The organism is Enterobacter sp. IF2SW-B1 (assembly GCF_001743375.1).
GTDB classification, from domain to species: Bacteria; Pseudomonadota; Gammaproteobacteria; order Enterobacterales; family Enterobacteriaceae; genus Enterobacter; species Enterobacter bugandensis.
In genome coordinates this window covers 33,718-51,009 of record NZ_MJAA01000001.1, presented here as the reverse complement: position 1 = coordinate 51,009, position 17,292 = coordinate 33,718, and the positions used below count along the sequence as shown (strand labels likewise).

The 17,292-nt window shown below is 57.9% G+C and carries 21 protein-coding genes; 11 read left to right on the top strand and 10 right to left on the bottom strand.

The window, feature by feature from the left end; all coding sequences use genetic code 11:
* Positions 1 to 29: 29 nt before the first annotated feature.
* The 5 genes from A6013_RS00210 to A6013_RS00190 form a co-directional block, all read right to left on the bottom strand.
* On the bottom strand, positions 30 to 3,119 hold the full coding sequence (locus A6013_RS00210; protein ID WP_069732310.1) for an efflux RND transporter permease subunit: 3,090 nt from the start codon (positions 3,117 to 3,119) through the stop codon (positions 30 to 32).
* On the bottom strand, positions 3,116 to 4,225 hold the full coding sequence (locus A6013_RS00205) for an efflux RND transporter periplasmic adaptor subunit (RefSeq protein ID WP_069732309.1): 1,110 nt from the start codon (positions 4,223 to 4,225) through the stop codon (positions 3,116 to 3,118). Before A6013_RS00205 ends, A6013_RS00210 begins: the two co-directional genes overlap by 4 nt.
* Before the next feature lie 74 nt (positions 4,226 to 4,299).
* A complete protein-coding gene (locus tag A6013_RS00200) occupies positions 4,300 to 4,914 on the bottom strand; it encodes a TetR/AcrR family transcriptional regulator (protein ID WP_047368492.1) in 615 nt (204 codons plus the stop codon).
* A 196-nt stretch (positions 4,915 to 5,110) separates the two neighbouring features.
* On the bottom strand, positions 5,111 to 5,425 hold the full coding sequence (locus tag A6013_RS00195) for a PTS sugar transporter subunit IIB (protein WP_069732619.1): 315 nt from the start codon (positions 5,423 to 5,425) through the stop codon (positions 5,111 to 5,113).
* 84 nt (positions 5,426 to 5,509) lie between these two features.
* Positions 5,510 to 5,977 (bottom strand): DUF1348 family protein, encoded by a 468-nt coding sequence (locus tag A6013_RS00190; RefSeq protein ID WP_069732308.1) that lies wholly within the window; start codon positions 5,975 to 5,977, stop codon positions 5,510 to 5,512.
* Positions 5,978 to 6,078: 101 nt separating this feature from the next.
* Between A6013_RS00190 and A6013_RS00185 the strand changes: the two genes are divergently transcribed.
* Together A6013_RS00185 and A6013_RS00180 are read left to right on the top strand one after the other, a co-directional pair.
* On the top strand, positions 6,079 to 6,660 hold the full coding sequence (locus tag A6013_RS00185; RefSeq protein ID WP_069732307.1) for a TetR/AcrR family transcriptional regulator: 582 nt from the start codon (positions 6,079 to 6,081) through the stop codon (positions 6,658 to 6,660).
* An 85-nt stretch (positions 6,661 to 6,745) separates the two neighbouring features.
* Complete coding sequence (locus tag A6013_RS00180) at positions 6,746 to 7,147, top strand: VOC family protein (protein ID WP_028013054.1); 402 nt, start codon at positions 6,746 to 6,748, stop codon at positions 7,145 to 7,147.
* 67 nt (positions 7,148 to 7,214) lie between these two features.
* Here A6013_RS00180 and A6013_RS00175 read toward each other — a convergent pair whose 3' ends face one another.
* Positions 7,215 to 7,991 carry a hypothetical protein gene (locus tag A6013_RS00175; protein WP_028013055.1) on the bottom strand — a complete coding sequence of 259 codons (777 nt, stop codon included), beginning with the start codon at positions 7,989 to 7,991 and terminating at the stop codon, positions 7,215 to 7,217.
* Between the two features lies 1 nt (position 7,992).
* Positions 7,993 to 8,190, bottom strand: a complete 198-nt coding sequence (locus tag A6013_RS00170; RefSeq protein WP_008502331.1) for a hypothetical protein — start codon at positions 8,188 to 8,190, stop codon at positions 7,993 to 7,995.
* A gap of 257 nt (positions 8,191 to 8,447) precedes the next feature.
* On the opposite strand from A6013_RS00170, the gene A6013_RS00165 reads away from it, so the two are divergent.
* From A6013_RS00165 to A6013_RS00130, 8 genes are read left to right on the top strand one after another with little or no spacing between them, the layout of a single operon-like run.
* Positions 8,448 to 8,882: a nuclear transport factor 2 family protein gene (locus A6013_RS00165; protein WP_069732306.1), complete on the top strand. Its 435-nt coding sequence runs from the start codon at positions 8,448 to 8,450 to the stop codon at positions 8,880 to 8,882.
* Complete coding sequence (locus A6013_RS00160) at positions 8,879 to 9,598, top strand: SDR family NAD(P)-dependent oxidoreductase (protein ID WP_045261404.1); 720 nt, start codon at positions 8,879 to 8,881, stop codon at positions 9,596 to 9,598. Before A6013_RS00165 ends, A6013_RS00160 begins: the two co-directional genes overlap by 4 nt.
* Entirely contained in the window at positions 9,595 to 10,854 is a 1,260-nt protein-coding gene (locus A6013_RS00155) for an NAD(P)/FAD-dependent oxidoreductase (RefSeq protein WP_069732305.1), read from the top strand. The genes A6013_RS00160 and A6013_RS00155 overlap by 4 nt, the downstream gene beginning before the upstream one ends.
* Position 10,855: 1 nt before the next feature.
* The gene (locus A6013_RS00150) at positions 10,856 to 11,578 is read left to right on the top strand and encodes a DUF1365 domain-containing protein (RefSeq protein WP_069732304.1); all 723 of its coding nucleotides are present in this window, start codon (positions 10,856 to 10,858) and stop codon (positions 11,576 to 11,578) included.
* Positions 11,575 to 12,795, top strand: a complete 1,221-nt coding sequence (locus A6013_RS00145) for a cyclopropane-fatty-acyl-phospholipid synthase family protein (protein WP_069732303.1) — start codon at positions 11,575 to 11,577, stop codon at positions 12,793 to 12,795. The genes A6013_RS00150 and A6013_RS00145 overlap by 4 nt, the downstream gene beginning before the upstream one ends.
* Complete coding sequence (locus A6013_RS00140; RefSeq protein ID WP_028013061.1) at positions 12,792 to 13,277, top strand: DUF2878 domain-containing protein; 486 nt, start codon at positions 12,792 to 12,794, stop codon at positions 13,275 to 13,277. Before A6013_RS00145 ends, A6013_RS00140 begins: the two co-directional genes overlap by 4 nt.
* Positions 13,274 to 13,798 carry a hypothetical protein gene (locus tag A6013_RS00135; protein WP_048960633.1) on the top strand — a complete coding sequence of 175 codons (525 nt, stop codon included), beginning with the start codon at positions 13,274 to 13,276 and terminating at the stop codon, positions 13,796 to 13,798. Before A6013_RS00140 ends, A6013_RS00135 begins: the two co-directional genes overlap by 4 nt.
* On the top strand, positions 13,795 to 14,328 hold the full coding sequence (locus A6013_RS00130) for a DUF3833 domain-containing protein (protein WP_028013063.1): 534 nt from the start codon (positions 13,795 to 13,797) through the stop codon (positions 14,326 to 14,328). The genes A6013_RS00135 and A6013_RS00130 overlap by 4 nt, the downstream gene beginning before the upstream one ends.
* Here the strand turns inward: A6013_RS00130 and A6013_RS00125 are convergent.
* Both A6013_RS00125 and A6013_RS00120 read right to left on the bottom strand, forming a co-directional pair.
* A complete protein-coding gene (locus A6013_RS00125) occupies positions 14,325 to 14,783 on the bottom strand; it encodes a DMT family transporter (protein ID WP_069732302.1) in 459 nt (152 codons plus the stop codon). The two genes, A6013_RS00130 and A6013_RS00125, sit on opposite strands and share 4 nt — an antisense overlap.
* Before the next feature lie 4 nt (positions 14,784 to 14,787).
* Positions 14,788 to 15,222: a DMT family transporter gene (locus A6013_RS00120; protein WP_048960634.1), complete on the bottom strand. Its 435-nt coding sequence runs from the start codon at positions 15,220 to 15,222 to the stop codon at positions 14,788 to 14,790.
* Positions 15,223 to 15,317: 95 nt separating this feature from the next.
* Here A6013_RS00120 and A6013_RS00115 point away from each other — a divergent pair, with 95 nt between their 5' ends.
* Positions 15,318 to 16,250: a LysR family transcriptional regulator gene (locus A6013_RS00115; protein WP_047365246.1), complete on the top strand. Its 933-nt coding sequence runs from the start codon at positions 15,318 to 15,320 to the stop codon at positions 16,248 to 16,250.
* Positions 16,251 to 16,255: 5 nt separating this feature from the next.
* Here the strand turns inward: A6013_RS00115 and A6013_RS00110 are convergent, their stop codons facing one another.
* Positions 16,256 to 17,284, bottom strand: coding sequence for a methionine synthase (locus A6013_RS00110; RefSeq protein WP_041910105.1), 1,029 nt, complete (start codon positions 17,282 to 17,284; stop codon positions 16,256 to 16,258).
* Positions 17,285 to 17,292: the final 8 nt, after the last annotated feature.

Below are 17,292 nucleotides of genomic sequence, written 5' to 3'. Positions count from 1 at the left end.
CCTCAGGTCAGTTATCTACTGATGGTAGTTTACACGTTTTCCGTGGCATGCTGCACGCGTTGTTCAGCCGGGCGGATCCGGAACCAGATCGCATACATCGCGGGCAGGAAGACGAGCGTAATGATCGTCCCGCCCAGCGTGCCGCCGATCAGCGTCCAGGCCAGCGTGCCCCAGAATACCGAATGCGTCAGGGGAATGAACGCCAGCACGGCCGCCATGGCGGTGAGTAAGACCGGCCGCGCTCGCTGGACCGTCGCCTCGACCACCGCCTGGAACGGATCGAGGCCGTCCCTCTGGTTATGATCGATTTGACCGATCAGGATCAGCGTATTGCGCATCAGAATGCCAGAAAGGGCGATCAGGCCGACCAGCGCGTTGATGCCAAACGGCTGATTAAATATCAGCAGGGTCGGCACAACGCCAATCAGCCCCAGCGGCGCGGTTAAGAACACCATGACCATCGCGGAGAGTGAGCGCACCTGCAAAATGATGATCAGCAGCGTCAGGGCAATCATGATCGGGAACAGCGGTAACATGGCCTGCGTGGCTTTGCCCGACTCCTCAATCGACCCCGCCATGTCAATGCGGTAGCCGGCCGGCAGCGTATCAACGATCGGCTGGAGCTGCTTCATGATGGCGACCGACACGTCCGGCGGCTGAAGATTGTCGGCGATATCGCCCCGTACGGTAATCGTGGGGGTGCGATCGCGACGGCGAAGGACCGGGTCTTCCATGCCGACCTCTATCTTGCCAATTTGAGACAGTGGCACGCGCTGTCCCGCATGGCCGACCAGGGTAAAGCCTTCGATTTTTGCCGGGTCAAGGCGGATATCACCCGCCGCGCGGGCAACGACCTCTACCGATCGAATATCTTCCCGCACGGAGGTGACAGGCACGCCTGAGAGCAGGAACTGAAGCTGCCCGGCAACGGCGCTGGAAGTTAAGCCGGTCGCCTGCAGGCGGTTCTGATCGAGAGTGAAATGGAGCACCGGAACGCGCGAGCCCCAGTCGGTGTTAACGGTTCGCATCATCGGGCTTGCCTGAAGCACGGCTTTCACCCGTTCGGCGATGTCTTGCACCTGTTTGACATCCGGCCCTGACACGCGCCAGGCAACCGGGAAAGGTGAGTAGGGGCCAAACACCAGCTGCGTCACTCGCACGCGGGCTTCGGGCGCAAGGCCGCTGGCGACGGCCTCCCTGAGCCTGTACTTGAGCGCCTCGCGTGACGTCTCGCTGTCCGTCAGGATCACGATTTTCGCAAAAGAGGGATCGGGCAGCTCGGGGGCCATTGCCAGATAGAAACGGGGCGAGCCCTGACCAATATAGGCCGTGACGATTTTGGCTTCTGGCTGCTTGCCCAGCCACGCTTCTATTTTTGCAGTAGCGGCGCTGGTTTGCGCAATCGAGGTACCATAAGGCATCTGTACTTCAACCAGCACTTCCGGGCGATCGGAGGTCGGGAAGAACTGTTTTTTTACCAGCCCCATGCCGAGCACGGCCAGAATGAAAATGGCGACCACGGACCCGGCCACAGGCCATTTTCTGGCGATAACGTGGCCAAGCAGCTGGCGAAAACGGTTATAGCGAGGCGTGTTATAGATGGCGGCATGGCCGCCTTCCACTTTAGGGATCGCCGGCAGGATCTTCACCCCCAGATACGGCGTGAACACCACCGCAACAAACCATGAGGCAATCAGGGCGAGGCCGACAATCCAGAACATATTGCTGGTGTATTCCCCAGCTGTCGACTGGGCAAACCCATTCGGCATAAAGCCAATCGCCGTCACCAGGGTACCGGCCAGCATCGGCGCGGCGGTGTGGCTCCAGGCGTAGGCTGAGGCTTTGATTCTGTCGTAACCTTCCTCCATTTTCACCACCATCATTTCGATGGCGATAATGGCATCGTCAACCAACAGGCCGAGGGCGAGGATCAGGGAGCCCAGCGTGACGCGGTCAAAGTTTATTCCCGCGGCCTCCATCACCACGAAGACGACCGCCAGCGTCAGCGGGACCGCCGCCGCGACCACCACGCCCGCGCGCCAGCCCATGCTGATAAAACAGACCACCATAACCACGAGCAGGGCGACGAAGAATTTGATCATAAACTCATCGACCGACGAGCGGATATTCACGGACTGGTCGGTCACCTTGGTCAGGGTCATGCCAAGCGGCAGGCTATCATTGATTTTCGCCGTCTCCGCATCCAGCGCTTTACCCAGCGCCAGGCCGTTCCAGCCCTCACGCATGACAACACCCAGCAGCAGGGCGGGTTCATGCTGATTGCGTATCAGCATCGTCGGGGGATCTTCATAGCCTCGTTCAACCGTTGCCACATCCGAGAGCGTGAGCGTTTTGCCCTGAGCGACTAAAGGCGTATCGCGGATTTTCTGCAGTTCATCGAACGCGCCGTCCAGGCGGATAAAAATCTGCGCGCCCCGGGTCTCAATGGCGCCCGCCGCGGCCAGGGCATTCTGGTCGTTGAGGGCATTGAAAATATCCTGCGGTGAGAGGCCCATCGTCGCCAGACGGTCATGGGAGAAGGCGATATAAATCCGCTCGGCCTGTTCACCGATGATATTCACTTTTTTGACCCCTGGAACGTGCAGAAGCTGCTGGCGCAGGCCTTCGGCATCGCGTACCAGCTGCCGCTGCGGTTCGCCTTTTGCTTTCAGAGCAAAGAGGGCAAAGGTGACATCCGAGAATTCGTCATTGATCATCGGGCCGATGACGCCCGCCGGGAGACGCTGCGATTCATCCCCAAGCTTTTTACGCGCCTGATAGAACTCCTCCTGCACCTCAGAAGGCGGGGTTTTGTCCTGCAGTGACAGGGTGATAAACGCCATGCCGGGGCGGGTATAGGTTTCCGTACGGTCATACCATTTGAGTTCCTGCAGGCGCTTTTCCAGCGGTTCGGCCACCTGATCCTGGATCTCCTGCGCGGTTGCGCCCGGCCAGACGGCAATTGCCGTCATCTGCTTCACGGTGAAGGGCGGATCTTCCGCGCGTCCCAGTCCAAAAAAAGCGTAAATACCGGCAATCGTCACCAGAACGATCAGAAACAGCGTGACGGAACGCTCGCGGACGGCCAGCGCGGACAGGTTGAAGCGACTTTGGCTCATGGCGCGTTCTCCGCCGGAGCGGCATGGCGTTGTTCTGCCAGCCTGACAACTTCACCTTCGTGCAGAAGATGGGCGCCTAACGCAACAATTTTCTCCCCGGGCTTCACGCCGCCCGTGACCTGGACCGCATCTTCGCCCACGCTCAGCACCTTAACCGGCGTCCATGTGACCTTTGCCGGCTGGGCGGAAATACGCCAGACGCCGGGCCCTTTACCCGCATCGTAGAGTGAGGCCAGCGGGACCTGCATGGCCTGACCTTCCGCTTTCGGGTCTTCAAGGCTGAGCGTGACGGTCGCCCCCAGCGGCGCGTTCGCCAGCTGGCCAGCCAGCACGTAGCGTGCTTCATACGTCCGGGTTGTGGCATCCGCGGAGTCAGACAGCAGGCGCAACGTGGCGGTGATCGGGTGTTGTTCACGGCCATAAAGCGTGGCTCGTGCTTCGCTGCCGACGGCAGGGCGCAGCGTCTCCGGAAGCTGCACGAGCGCTTCGCGCTGTCCCGCTCTGGCAAGGCGGATCGCCACCTGCCCGGCGCTGACCACCTGACCGGGTTCGGCAAGCGTCTCCATCACCACGCCGTCTGAATCCGCCAGCAGGACGGCATAGCCCGTGGCGTTTTGCGCCACGTTGGCCTGCGCCCGGGCGGCGCTGAGATCCGCCCTGGTCGTATCGGCCGCCGCTTTAATCTGATCGTACTCCGCGGCGGACACCGCGCCGGATGCCACCAGACCGCGATAACGCGCCTCATCGCTGGTGGCTTTTCTCGCCCGCGCCTGGGCAGCATCCACCGCGCGCTGCTGCGCCTGAGCCTGTAATTTCAGGTCAACCGGATCCAGGCGCAGTAAGGGCTGGCCCTGTTTGACAGTCTGCCCGGTATCCACCAGACGTTCGAGGATTTTACCCTGAACCCTGAAGCCCAGGTCGCTTTGCGTTCTTGCCACCACCACGCCCGTAAAGGTGCGAGCGGCTGGATTCGCCATCTCGACGGAGGCGGATCTGACAAGCGGTGGCCTGGTGCGCGGATCGTCACTCGCGGAAATATCGCCGCATGCCGCGAGGGCAAACGGCAGAAGACATATGGCAAGGCGGGCTGAAGTGAGCCTGAGCATGGGAAACCCTTTTGAAGTAACAGGACAGTTTCCGCATTCTGTGATTAGTGACCAATAAAGTCAATGGTCACTAATCAGGGGGCCAGGCTTCTTAAAATCAGTGAGGAGAGGAGTACCGCTGCCGTTGGGGCAGTTTCAAGGTTGTACTGCAGCTGAACGGGGTTAATGTAAGGGCACATCACCATGTAAACGGCGCAGGTGACCTCATCCAGCGGCGTCTTCCTTTCGAACTCTCCAGCCTGTCTGCCTTCGATAATGATGCTCTCAATCAGCTTCAGGAGGCTTTCGGTATACCTTTCCGTCGAAGGCCACTTCTCCCGTGACGCGACGGCGGCGATGTCGTAGAGCTTGCGATCGTGGAAAAACAGCTCGCTTCCGGCCTCGGTAAGTGCTTTGAAGAGACGGCGGATTTTTTCGCTGGCTGACGGCGCATCCGCAATGGCGGAAAGCACGGCCGTCATGATCAGCTCCAGGCGGTTAGCGCAGATCACCTCGCCGATAGCCTGCTTGGAATCGAAGAACTTATAAATGTAGGATTTTGAAAAACCGATAGATTTCGCCAGCTCGGCGACGGTGGTTTTTTCATAGCCATAGTGACCGAAGTGCTCAAAGGCCGCTTCGACGATTTGCTCTCTGACAGAATGGTCAAGTGGACCACGTATTGATGGGGCGTTCATAGTTTTAGTCATTATGTAAGCTTAGCGTGACGAGCTACGATTGACAACGAGTGACCATTTCGTATTTTGGTTACATCCGTTTTCGTCGTGAGCCGTTCAGACGGGACGATCAACCAGGTGGGGTAAGTGTATCACTGTTTTTCGCGCGCTATGGCATCTATCTGTCTGCGGGGGCGAGGAGGCCGCAATAGCGATGCGGCCTTGTCTGTCAGGCAGCCAGTTCAGGCATTTGCTCCTTTACGAAATTCAACACCTTCTTCGCGTCCAGAGACGCGTAGGGAAGACTCTCAATGATGGCGATTGAACGTGTATTGCCCACCGTTGCGTGTATCTCGTCGAGTTTGTACTGAATGTGCGGCGCGATAAGAAAACCGTCGAAAGCGGGGGCGACGCTGGCGAAGTTATCCAGCCCAACGGCGCTAATCATCAGTGGATAGCCTTCTTGTTCTGTCAGGGACTGCATTTTTTTGGCAAGAGCGTTTGCGGTATTACCGAACAAACAACATATCAGAAGCTTTTTCATATTTTGTTCCTCCTGAAAACCGCTCATAGGGTAGTCCTGAGGTGGTCACCGAAATGCGCGCTATCTCTGATTTTGGTGACAAAACTATAACCCCAGATCGCTCAATGAGGGATGATCGTCCGGGCGTCTACCCAACGGCCAGTGGAACAGTCGCTCGGATTCTTTTATCGGCATATCGTTAACGCAGGCAAAACGGCGCTTCATCAGTCCGTCCGGTTCAAACTCCCAGTTTTCATTGCCGTACGAGCGGAACCAGTTGCCGGAATCATCATGCCATTCATAGGCATAGCGCACCGCGATCCGGTTGCCCGTAAATGCCCAGAGCTCTTTAATCAGACGATAGTCGAGCTCTTTTTTCCATTTCCGCGCCAGAAACGCCTGCGCCTCTTCACGGTTGGTGGCGAACTCCGCGCGGTTGCGCCATTGAGTATCCTGCGTATAGGCCAGCGCGACCTTCGCCGGGTCGCGACTGTTCCAGCCATCTTCTGCCAGTCTGACCTTTTCGATCGCGCTTTCACGGGTGAAGGGCGGTAAGGGTGGGCGTGTGTTCATGGCGATTACCTCTGTATGATGAAGTAGACAGGTCTGTCTACTTGCGCTAATCTATGCCTGAAAAATAACGCTGTCAACATCCGTTTTGAGGCTACCGAAAAGTGAAAACCGAGCACGCAGGCAACGAAGCAATAATCAGCGTCAGGGATAAAATATTACTGACGGCGCACGATCTTTTTTATTCCAATGGCTTCAGGGCGACGGGGGTGGATACGCTGATTAAAGAGGCGAAGGTGACCAAGGTGACGTTTTATCGCCATTTTCCGAGTAAAAGTTTACTGATTCTCGCCTACCTGCACTATCGACATGAAATATGGATTAACTGGTTTGAGACCACGCTGCGTCGACATCTTGATGAAGGCGAAATACCTTCTGATGCGATATCTGCAACCCTTTATGAATGGTTTATTTCGCCCGAGTTCCACGGCTGCGCGTTTATTAATGCCAGCGCAGAAGCCAAATCCGAAGATATAGAAAGCGAAATAAAAGCGATATGCCGCGGTCATAAAATCGAAACTAAGAATATGATTGCGTTGCTGACGAAGATCGCTGATGAGCGCGTCGTCAATGAAATCACGCTGCTTATTGACGGCGCCATTATTCATGCACAAATGGGCATGGATTCAGAGACGGTAATAAATGTGTTAAAAAGTGGGTTAGAGGCGTTGACCGGTCAGAAATAAGTCCTGAATCTGCCGCAAGTATTACGGTAGCTGGAATATCGACTCACCGAATCGGTAAGCTATTTATCCAAAGGAAACGAAAAATATGAGAACGCAGAAACGATGCCTGGGATGCGTGGCTATCGTGGTTGATGACTACGATCGCGCCATTGAATACTACACCGACAGGCTGGGTTTTACCCTCGTAGAGGATACGCCCCAACCGGGGAAACGCTGGGTCGTCGTCTCACCCAACCCGGAAAGCGACTGCAATATCCTGCTGGCTCGTGCCTCCAACGAAAGGCAGGAAGGTTTTATCGGTAATCAAAGCGGTGGAAGAGTTTTCCTGTTCCTTCAGACGGATGACTTTTGGCGCGATTACCATGCCATGAAAGCAAAAGGCGTTCATTTCTGCGAAGAACCGCGTGAGGAAGAGTACGGTACGGTGGTGGTGTTTGAAGATATTTACGGCAACCGCTGGGATCTTTATCAGAATGCGCAACCGTGAATATCACCATAAATGATGTGTCATTCGCCTTTCGTCGTGCACGCTTCCCAGCAGAGCGTACTCAACATTATGGGGACGTCTGGCTCTCGTCCCGCTGTGCCAGCGACAGCGCGCTGGCGCTGGCGGGGTCGAACAGCGAGATGCTCTCAATCTGATTAAGCAAAATCACCTTGCGGAATGACATGGCGCTGCGGGGTTCAGAGTCGAGCGTGATGTCATGCTCCGCATACCACTTGCTGTAATTATTCTCGATACGCAGATTCATCGTCTTCGCATCCCGGTACCCGCTCAACATTGGGATCAGCACGATATTGGCCGTTTTTTCATATTCCAGCGTCGCGGTGTGGATCATGCCGACGTAAATCCGCCGCGACCGGAGCGTCACCTGCGCCAGCTCGCCTTGCTCCATACACTGATAGAGCAGTTGTTCAATCCCGCTCGCCTGCGCAAGCCGTTTGTAGAGCTTTTTCCGGCTCTCGCCGTCCAGCCTGGCGCTTCCTGCCCAGTTAGAGCGGTAGAGGCAAAACAGGATAGCAAACGCCAGCATCACGACCACCGGAGCCTGAATGCCTAAAAAGCTCCAGTTCATAAAGTCGATTTGCCAGTCGGTGTATTTCGGTGAGGCAAAGTGGAAAGCGTTGTTGGCGGCGGAAAGGGCGAACAGCAGCAGCCAGAGCAATCCCGTGGCGATTACGCCCTGCAAAACGAAAATACAGCCGTAAAGCGCGACGAGAAAATAGACGTCCCAGCCAAAGGAACGCTTGATTTTAAAGCGGGTCGACAGGTCGCGGCTGGTGTACCAGTACCCGCAGACCATCAGCACCATAAATATCGCCGTTCCCATATCAGGCCCTCTTCAGCGCGTTAACGTGACGCAGAAAGTCCTGCCGCACCTCGTTGCTCTTGTAGTTCACCGAGGCGTTCCCGTCCTGGTCGATAATGATGCGGTCGCCATCTTCCACGGCTTCAATAATTTCCTGCTGACTCATCACCTGCAGTAAGGATTCCGGGCTTGAGAATAGGGAGAGAAAGAAACGTTTCATGTCAGGCATCCTTATGAATAAAAAGGATAAGCCTGGAAGATGACGGCTGAATTTGCCTTAAGGATAACCTGAAAGTGAAAGCCGGGTGGCGGCTACACCTTACCCGGTCTACAAAACCGTCAAGTGATTGTGTTTTCAAATTATTGATATTTATGGGTAATAAAAAATAAATTTGCACAAACTTGGACAAATAACGTTAATTGTGTAAGTTTTAATTATGCGATTACGCCACGTTGTTTACAGCCAGGATGTGACCCATGAGCACTTTGCCCTCTGTCGTGAGTCGGTTTATTGAGTACTACGCCGCACTGGATAGCCAGCCGCCGACCGCGCTGGTCGGGCTTTACCATTCGAATGCCACCCTTATTGATCCGTTCGGCGAGCACAACGGTATTTTCGCGCTTCAGCGCTATTTCACCCATCTGCTGGCAAACGTCGAGAAATGCCGTTTTATCATCGATCCGCCGCTGTGCAGCGGGAACCGGTTTGTTGTCACCTGGGTAATGCACTGGTCGCATCCGCGCATTGCCGGAGGCGAGCCGCTTGAACTGCCAGGATGTTCGGTGGTGGACACCGAAAACAATCTCATCACGCGTCAGCGGGACTTCTACGATGCGGGAGAGATGATCTACGAACACCTCCCTCTGCTGGGCTGGGCGGTACGCGGCGTGAAGCGGAGGGTCAAATCATGAAGACGGTGCTGATTACCGGCGCGAGCTCGGGCATCGGCGCGGGGCTGGCGAAGTCCTTTGCCGCTGACGGCTACCACGTTATTGCCTGCGGGCGCGATCCGGCGCGTCTGGAAGTTTTGCATCAGACCTGCCCCAGTCTCACCGTTCGCCTGTTCGATATGACAGACAGGGACGCCTGTCGCCAGGCGCTCAGCAGCGTTTACGCCGATCTGGTTATTCTCTGCGCCGGTACCTGCGAATATCTCGACGGCGGCGTGGTGGATGCGGCGCTGGTGGAGCGGGTCATGACCACCAATTTTCTCGGGCCAGTGAACTGCCTGGCCGCGCTGCAGCCGCAGCTGGTTGCCGGTAACCGCGTGGTGCTGGTGAGCTCGATGGCCCACTGGCTTCCCTTCCCGCGGGCAGAGGCCTACGGTGCTTCCAAAGCGGCGCTGAGCTGGTTTGCCGACAGTCTGCGTCTGGACTGGGAGCCAAAGGGGATTGCCGTGACGGTCGTCTCTCCGGGATTTGTCGATACCCCGCTGACGCGCAAAAACGATTTTGCCATGCCGGGCAGGGTGAGCGTTGACGAAGCGGTCAAGGCGATCCGTACCGGGCTGGCGAAGGGCAAAATGCATATCGCGTTTCCGGCCGGGTTTGGCCTTATTTTGCGGCTGCTCTCCGGGCTGCCCGCGTTTTTGCAGCGCACGCTGCTGCGCAGGATGGTGCGCTCATGAACATTGCAATTATCGGCAGCGGCATCGCCGGGCTGACCTGCGCCTGGCGGCTGGCAGGGCATCATCAGGTAACCCTGTTTGAAGCGGGCACCACGCCCGGCGGCCATACCGCGACGGTTGACGTCTCAACGCCCCAGGGCACATACGCGATCGATACCGGGTTTATTGTCTACAACGACCGCACCTACCCGCGCTTTATGGGCCTGCTCAGCGAGCTCGGCATCAGCGGGCAAAAAACACAGATGAGCTTTTCAGTACACAACCCCGAGACGGGGCTTGAGTACAACGGCCACACCCTGACGTCGCTGTTTGCCCAGCGCCGAAACCTGGTGAATCCGGCATTCTGGCGTCTGCTCGGTGACATCGTCCGCTTTAACCGCCTGGCGAAACAGGCCCTTGAAGGAGAAGTCGATCCGAACGCCACGCTGCAGACGTTTCTGGACCAGCACGGCTTCACGCCGTTTTTTGCGCGCCACTACATTCTGCCGATGGGGGCCGCGATCTGGTCGTCGTCGCTGCAGGAGATGAAGCGTTTCCCGCTGCCGCTCTTCCTGCGCTTCTTTCATCACCACGGCCTGCTGGATATCACCCAGCGTCCGCAGTGGTACGTGGTGCCGGGCGGCTCGCGGGAGTATATCCGCGCCATGCTGGAAAAACTGGGCGACCGCCTGACGCTGCACCTGAACACGCCTGTTCTGCGGGTGAGCCGCCACGCGCGCGGGGCCACGCTTCAGCTTGAAAACGGCAGCCACACCTTCGACCAGGTGATATTTGCCTGCCACTCCGCCGCTGCACTGGCGATGCTTGAGGATCCTACGCCCGCGGAGCGCGAAGTGCTGGGCGATATCGGCTGGCAGCGCAACGAGGTTGTTTTGCACAGCGATCCGCGCTGGCTGCCGGTGCGGCAACGCGCCTGGGCCAGCTGGAACTACCGCCTGAGCGCGCAGGAGCAGGCCAGCGCCTGCGTCACCTACAACATGAACATTCTGCAGGGTCTGCCTGCGGGCAGCCCACTGTTCTGCGTCACCCTGAACCCGGACGCGCCGGTGGATGAACGCTTCGTCCTGCAACGCTTTGTCTATGAGCATCCGCTGTTTAACCCGCAAAGCTGGCGTGCGCAGGCGCGCCGTGGGGAGATCAACGGTCATCACCGGAGCTGGTTCTGCGGCGCTTACTGGTACAACGGTTTTCATGAAGACGGCGTGCGCAGCGCACTGGACGTGGTCAATGAAATAGCCGCCGGGGAGGGGAACTGACATGAACAGCTGCCTCTATCACGGCGTATTGCGCCACCGCCGCCTTCAGCCGAAAACGCATGAATTCAGCTACGGCGTTTTTATGGCCTGGCTGGATCTTGATGAACTGCCGCTGCTGGCGTCCGTCGGCGTGCGGCGCAACCGCTTTGCCGCCGCCGCGTTCCATGACGCGGACTATCCGCTCGGCACGCCGCTTAAAGAGAACGTGCTGAACAGGCTGGAGAGCCTGACCGGGGAACGTCCCGCAGGGCGGGTCATGCTTCTGACGCAGCTGCGCTACTTCGGGTTTCATTTCAATCCGGTTAATTTTTACTACTGCTATGACCAGGAAAACACGCTTCGCTGGGTGTTGGCGGAGGTGCGCAACACGCCGTGGAACGAGCGCCATTATTACGCGGTCGACGGGCAAAATGCCCGGCCCACGGAAAAAGCGTTTCACGTTTCCCCCTTCAACCCGATGGACATGGTTTACCACTGGCGCTTCAACAACCCGGACAACACGCTGCATATGCACATTGAAAATCATCAGGAAACGAAGGTCTTTGACGCCACGCTGGCCCTGCGCCGGGAGCCTCTGACCCGTCCGGCGCTGCGCGCGCTGCTGCTGCGCATCCCGCTGATGACTCTGAAAACCGTTTTCGCCATTTACTGGCAGGCGCTGAGGCTGTGGCTCAAGCGCGTGCCGCTGTATAACCATCCCGTCAGCAGGAGTGAACGCTCATGACCGATCCCGTCTTTGCGCTAGAACCCGATATCCCGCGCAACGTCCGCATCGCGCGATGGCTGCTGTTTCGTCTGTTAAGCGGCATTCGCGGCGGCTCACTCACCCTGCGTGAAGGGGCGCAGACCTTCCATTTTGGCGAGACATCCTCCGCGCTGCACGCGGACGTGCAGATCCTCACGCCCGGCGTCTACTGGCGCGTCTTAACGGGCGGTAGCCTTGCCGCCGCAGAAGCCTGGATGGACGGCGAATGGGAGACCGCGCAGCTTACGCCGCTTCTGCAAATCCTGGCCCTCAACGGCGAGGTGCTTGGTCGTCTGGAGAACGGGTTCCGGCTGCTTGGCCGACCGCTGGAGCGGCTGCGCCACTGGACGCGGCGCAACTCTCGTGCCCAGGCCCGCGAAAATATTGCCGCCCATTACGATCTGGGCAACGCTTTCTATGCCCATTTTCTGGATAAGGAACTGCTTTACTCCAGCGCACTGTTTACCGCGGACGAGCAGGATCTGACGGCGGCTCAGCAGGCCAAAATGGCGCGCCTGTGCGAGCAGCTGGCGCTAAACCCGGGTGATCACCTGCTGGAAATTGGCACCGGCTGGGGGGCGATGGCGGAATACGCCGCCCGTCACTACGGCTGTCGGGTGACCACTACCACGCTGTCGCAGGAGCAATATATCTGGGCGACCGAGCGCATTGCCCGCGCCGGGCTGCAGGATCGGGTTGAGGTACTGCTCTGCGACTATCGCGACCTCACCGGGCAGTACGATAAGCTGGTCTCGATAGAGATGATTGAAGCCGTCGGGCAACGCTATCTGCCCACGTTCTTCCGTACCTGTCAGGCGCGGCTGCGCCCCGGTGGACGGATGGCGATTCAGGCCATCACCATTCAGGACCAGCGCTATCGCGACTACAGCAAAAGCGTCGATTTTATCCAGCGCTACATTTTCCCCGGCGGCTTCCTGCCGAGCATTACGGCGATGAACGAGCTGATGACGCGCCACACCGATTTCGTGGTGCGCAATCTCTTCGACATGGGGCCGGACTACGCCCGCACACTGGCCAACTGGCGGCAGCGCTTTGTCCACGCCTGGCAGGAGATTGAAAAGCTTGGCTTTGATGAACGGTTCCGCCGCATGTGGCTGTACTACTTCGGCTACTGCGAAGCCGGGTTTAACGCCCGCACCATCAGCGTGGTGCAGCTGACCGCCGAGCGCGTATGAGACGCTACCTTCAGGTCTTTCTGCTGGCCGTCGCGTTCGATCTTTACTGGGCGCTGGTAGTGCTTTTTCGCGAACAGGGCCTGATTATCTGGCTCGGGCTGGCGATCCTGGCGTGCCTTCTCTTGCCGTCAGCATACCGTCTTTACGCCATTGGGCTGGCCGCGGCGGGCAGCCTGCTGGATGCGCTCTGGGCGCTGACGGGGCTGATTGCCTTCACGGGCGACTCCCTGATGCCACTATGGATGGTGGCATTGTGGCTGATGTTCGCCGTGGTCTGGACGCAGCTTGCGCGTACCACCACGTTACCCGGCTGGCTGCTGACCCTGCTGGCGGCCGTGGGAGGCCCGGTGGCCTACCTGATTGGCGAGCGGTTGGGCGCCATCACGTTTCTGGAGCCGACCTTTATCGTCGTCAGCTGGATGGCGCCGGGCTGGCTGGTGCTGATGCTGTTTTTCCACCTGCTAATGGGGAGACAAAAATGAGGACTGCGGTTCTGCTGTTTTGGCTCATGCTGGTTGTTCCTGGTGCTCAGGCCGCCGACTGGCTGGCCTGGCGCAAGGTGGGCGACGCCACGCTGACCTGGGGGCCGTTCACGGTCTATACCTCTCAGCTCCGCACGCCGGATGGCCGTTACAGCCGGGACGATCAGGATCAGGCGCTGATTATTACCTACGCGCGCGACATAGATCGCGATGAACTGGTTGAGGCGACCCGCGACCAGTGGCAGGCGCAGGGGATCCTGACGCAGGAACCGCAAAGTGAAGCCTGGCTAAGGATGCTCCAGTCCCTGTGGCCGGATGTCAGACCGGGTTCACAGCTGGCGTTTGTTCTCAACGATAAGCAGGGGCAGTTCTGGTACCGCGCGTCGTCGGCGCAAAAATCTTTTATTCCGCTCGGTCCGCGCCAGTCAGAAGCGTTCAGCACCCGCTTTCTGGCCATCTGGCTCGATCCCCGCACGCAATATCCTGAGCTGCGTCAGCAGCTAATCGGAGGCAAAAAATGAAACGAATCCTGACGCTGGCGCTGGCATTCACGATGCTGCTGGCCGGCTGCAGTACGGAGGTGTCCGAGTATCGCCAGCAGCAGCCGCGGCTTGATATCTTCCACTACTTCCAGGGCAAAACCGAAGCGTGGGGCATGGTGCAGGATCGCAGCGGCAAGCAGATCCGCCGCTTTCACGTTGAGATTGCCGGGGACGTCATCGGCGATACGCTGACGCTGAACGAGCGTTTCGTTTACGACGACGGCGAGAAGCAGCAGCGGGTATGGCACATCCGTCGCGTGGGGAACGACCGCTACGAGGGAACGGCAGGTGATATTGAAGGGGTTGCCACCGGGCAGGCCGCAGGCAACGCCTTTAACTGGCATTACAGCATGAACGTGAAGGCCAACGGCAAAACGTGGCTGCTAAACTTTGATGACTGGATGTACCTGCAGGATGAGACGCATCTGTTCAATAAAACCGAGATGAAGAAATTTGGCGTCACCGTCGCCACGGTGACGCTGTTCTTTACCCGGAATACGGAAGCTTAGTCGCGAACATCGCCGGTTTTGCTGCTGGAGTAAATGAAGTACAGGGCAATCCCCAGGCACACCACCGCGCCCAGACGGCTCGGTGAAAACGGAATAGCGGGATTGTTCAACCAGCCAAAGTTATCTATCAGCATGCTCATGGCGAGCTGGCCGAATATCACCGCCACCGTGGCGATGGCGGTGCCGATGCGCTGCACGGCAAGCACCATGATCACAATGTAGGGCACGCCGAACATCGCCCCGAGGAGCTGCCATTTCGGCACGTCCAGCAGCGTGACCGTCTGCTTAGGCTCAAAGAAGAAAATGAGCAGGGCGGTCACCAGCGCGCCGACGGAAAACGTCAGAAACGCGCTCTTGAAAACGCCCACGCTGCTGCCGAGCTGTCCGTTAATTGCGGCCTGTATGCTCAGCGTCGCGCCGCCGCAGATGGCCAGAATTATCATCATCAGTGTCATGTGCTTACCCCTTTGCGACCAGTACCAGTGCGGCAATAATAAAAACCAGCGCCACGATGCGTCTTGCGTTTATCTTCCTGTGCGGCGTACCCAGCAGGCCAAAGTGGTCAATGATCAGGCTTTTAAAAACCTGACCTGCCAGAATGCCGATCATCGTCAGAGCGATGCCGATAGCGGGGGTGGCGATAGTCAGAATGATAACGTAAACAGGACCCAGCACGCCGCCGAGCAGCTGCCAGCCGGGCTGTGCGAAAAACGACGGACCGTTGCGCGGGCTAAAAAACAGCATCAGCAGAAAGGTCAGCGCAGCGCCGACCCCGAAAATGCTGAACGTGGCCCATAAATCGCCTACTTCTCCCCCTAACGGCCCCAGCAAACCCGCCTCGACGGAGAGGCCCATCCCGCCGGCAATCACCAGTAAAATCAATACAAACTGCATTATGCTTCCTCCGTTTTCAGGCGAAGAAGATTACGTCGGTAGACATGTGAGAAAAATGCCATAATGCAGGAAACACCTTTGCAGGAAATGCATTAATGTCAGATGCCGGAAGCATGAACCTTCGCTCACTGCTGCTGTTTATTGCCGTCTATGAAACGCAGAACTTTTCCGTCGTTGCGCGACGAGAGGGAATTTCTGCCTCGCAGGTGTCGCGGATTATTCATCAGCTTGAAGACGCGCTCGGCCAGCAGCTGTTCTATCGCAATACCCGGGCGGTGATCCCCACGGAAAACGGGCATCTTTTTATCCGCTATGCCCGGGCGATGGTGGATAACTTCGAAGAGGCGCGTCGGGAGCTGGATGAACGTTCGACCGAACCCTCCGGCACGGTACGCATTAACGGGCCGGTATTTTTTGGACAGAGGCACGTTGCACCCGGCCTGGCAGGCCTGGCCGAGCGTTATCCACGGTTAACCATAGAGCTGACGCTGACCGATGACTTTATCGACCCGCACCGGGATGCCGCCGACCTCATTTTTCGCATCGGCACCCTGACGGACTCGACGTTCCACGCCCGCATCTTCGGGCAGCAGCGCTACCATCTTGCCGCGTCGCCCGCGTATCTGCGTCAACACGGCGTACCGGCCGACCCGGCCGAGCTGAGCCAGCATAAATGCCTGGTGTATCGCGGTTCGTCTGGCCCTAATCGCTGGCTTGTGCGACGCAAGGGGGAGAATTGGGTGCACTATCCCGTGGCGCCGCTGATGACGTCCAATAATGCGGAGTCGCTGCTCATTGCCGCGCTGGGTGGAATGGGGATCGTCCTGTTTCCGGACTGGCTGATTGGCGACAGGCTGCAGCGGGGGGAGCTGGTCGCTCTTATGCCGGAAATGGCGTGCGCTATCAATACGGAGCCGCTGAATATTGCGGCGATCTATCCTCACGCACGTCATCCGCCCCTGAACGTCAGGGCGGTGATTGATTATTACGTGGCGTTTTTCGGCTCGCCGCCGTACTGGCAAACGTAAGGCAATTACGCGCCGAGCTCCTTGCGGATAATTTCTGCGCCGGCGCTGAGCGCTTTCAGCTTACCGTTAGCCACCTGACGGGAGAGGGGAGCCATGCCGCAGTTGGTTGAGGGGTAAAGCTTGTCGGCGTCGACGAACTGCAGCGCTTTACGCAGGGTGTCGGCGACCTCTTCTGGCGTTTCGACGGTGTTGGTTGCCACGTCAATCGCCCCAACCATCACCTTTTTACCGCGAATCAGCTCCAGCAGATCCATCGGTACGCGGGAGTTGTGGCACTCCAGGGAGATGATGTCGATGTTAGAGGTTTGCAGCTTAGGGAAGGCCTCTTCATACTGGCGCCATTCTGAGCCGAGCGTCTTTTTCCAGTCGGTATTGGCCTTGATGCCGTAGCCGTAGCAGATGTGTACCGCGGTTTCGCATTTCAGACCCTCAATGGCGCGCTCGAGCGCGGCGATACCCCAGTCGTTGACCTCATCAAAAAAGACGTTAAACGCCGGCTCGTCGAACTGGATAATATCCACGCCCGCGGCTTCTAATTCACGCGCTTCCTGGTTGAGGATTTTGGCGAATTCCCAGGCCAGCTTTTCGCGGCTTTTATAATGCGCGTCGTAAAGGGTGTCGATCATGGTCATTGGCCCAGGCAGGGCCCATTTGATCGGCTTGTCCGTGAGCTGGCGCAGGTACTTTGCATCGTCCACGAATACCGGCTTCTGACGCGCAACGGCAGAAACCACGGTCGGCACGCTGGCGTCGTAGCGGTTACGAATGCGCACGGTCTGGCGATTTTCAAAATCGACGCCGCTCAGGTGTTCAATAAAGGTGGTGACGAAGTGCTGACGGGTCTGTTCCCCGTCGCTGACAATATCGATTCCCGCACGGATCTGCTCGTCAAGGGACAGGCGCAGTGCATCCTGTTTACCCGCCAGTAATTCCTGATCCTGCAGTTTCCACGGAGACCAGAGCGTTTCAGGTTGCGCAAGCCAGGTCGGCTTAGGCAGGCTGCCAGCCGTAGACGTCGGGAGCAATGTTTTCATAATAAAAG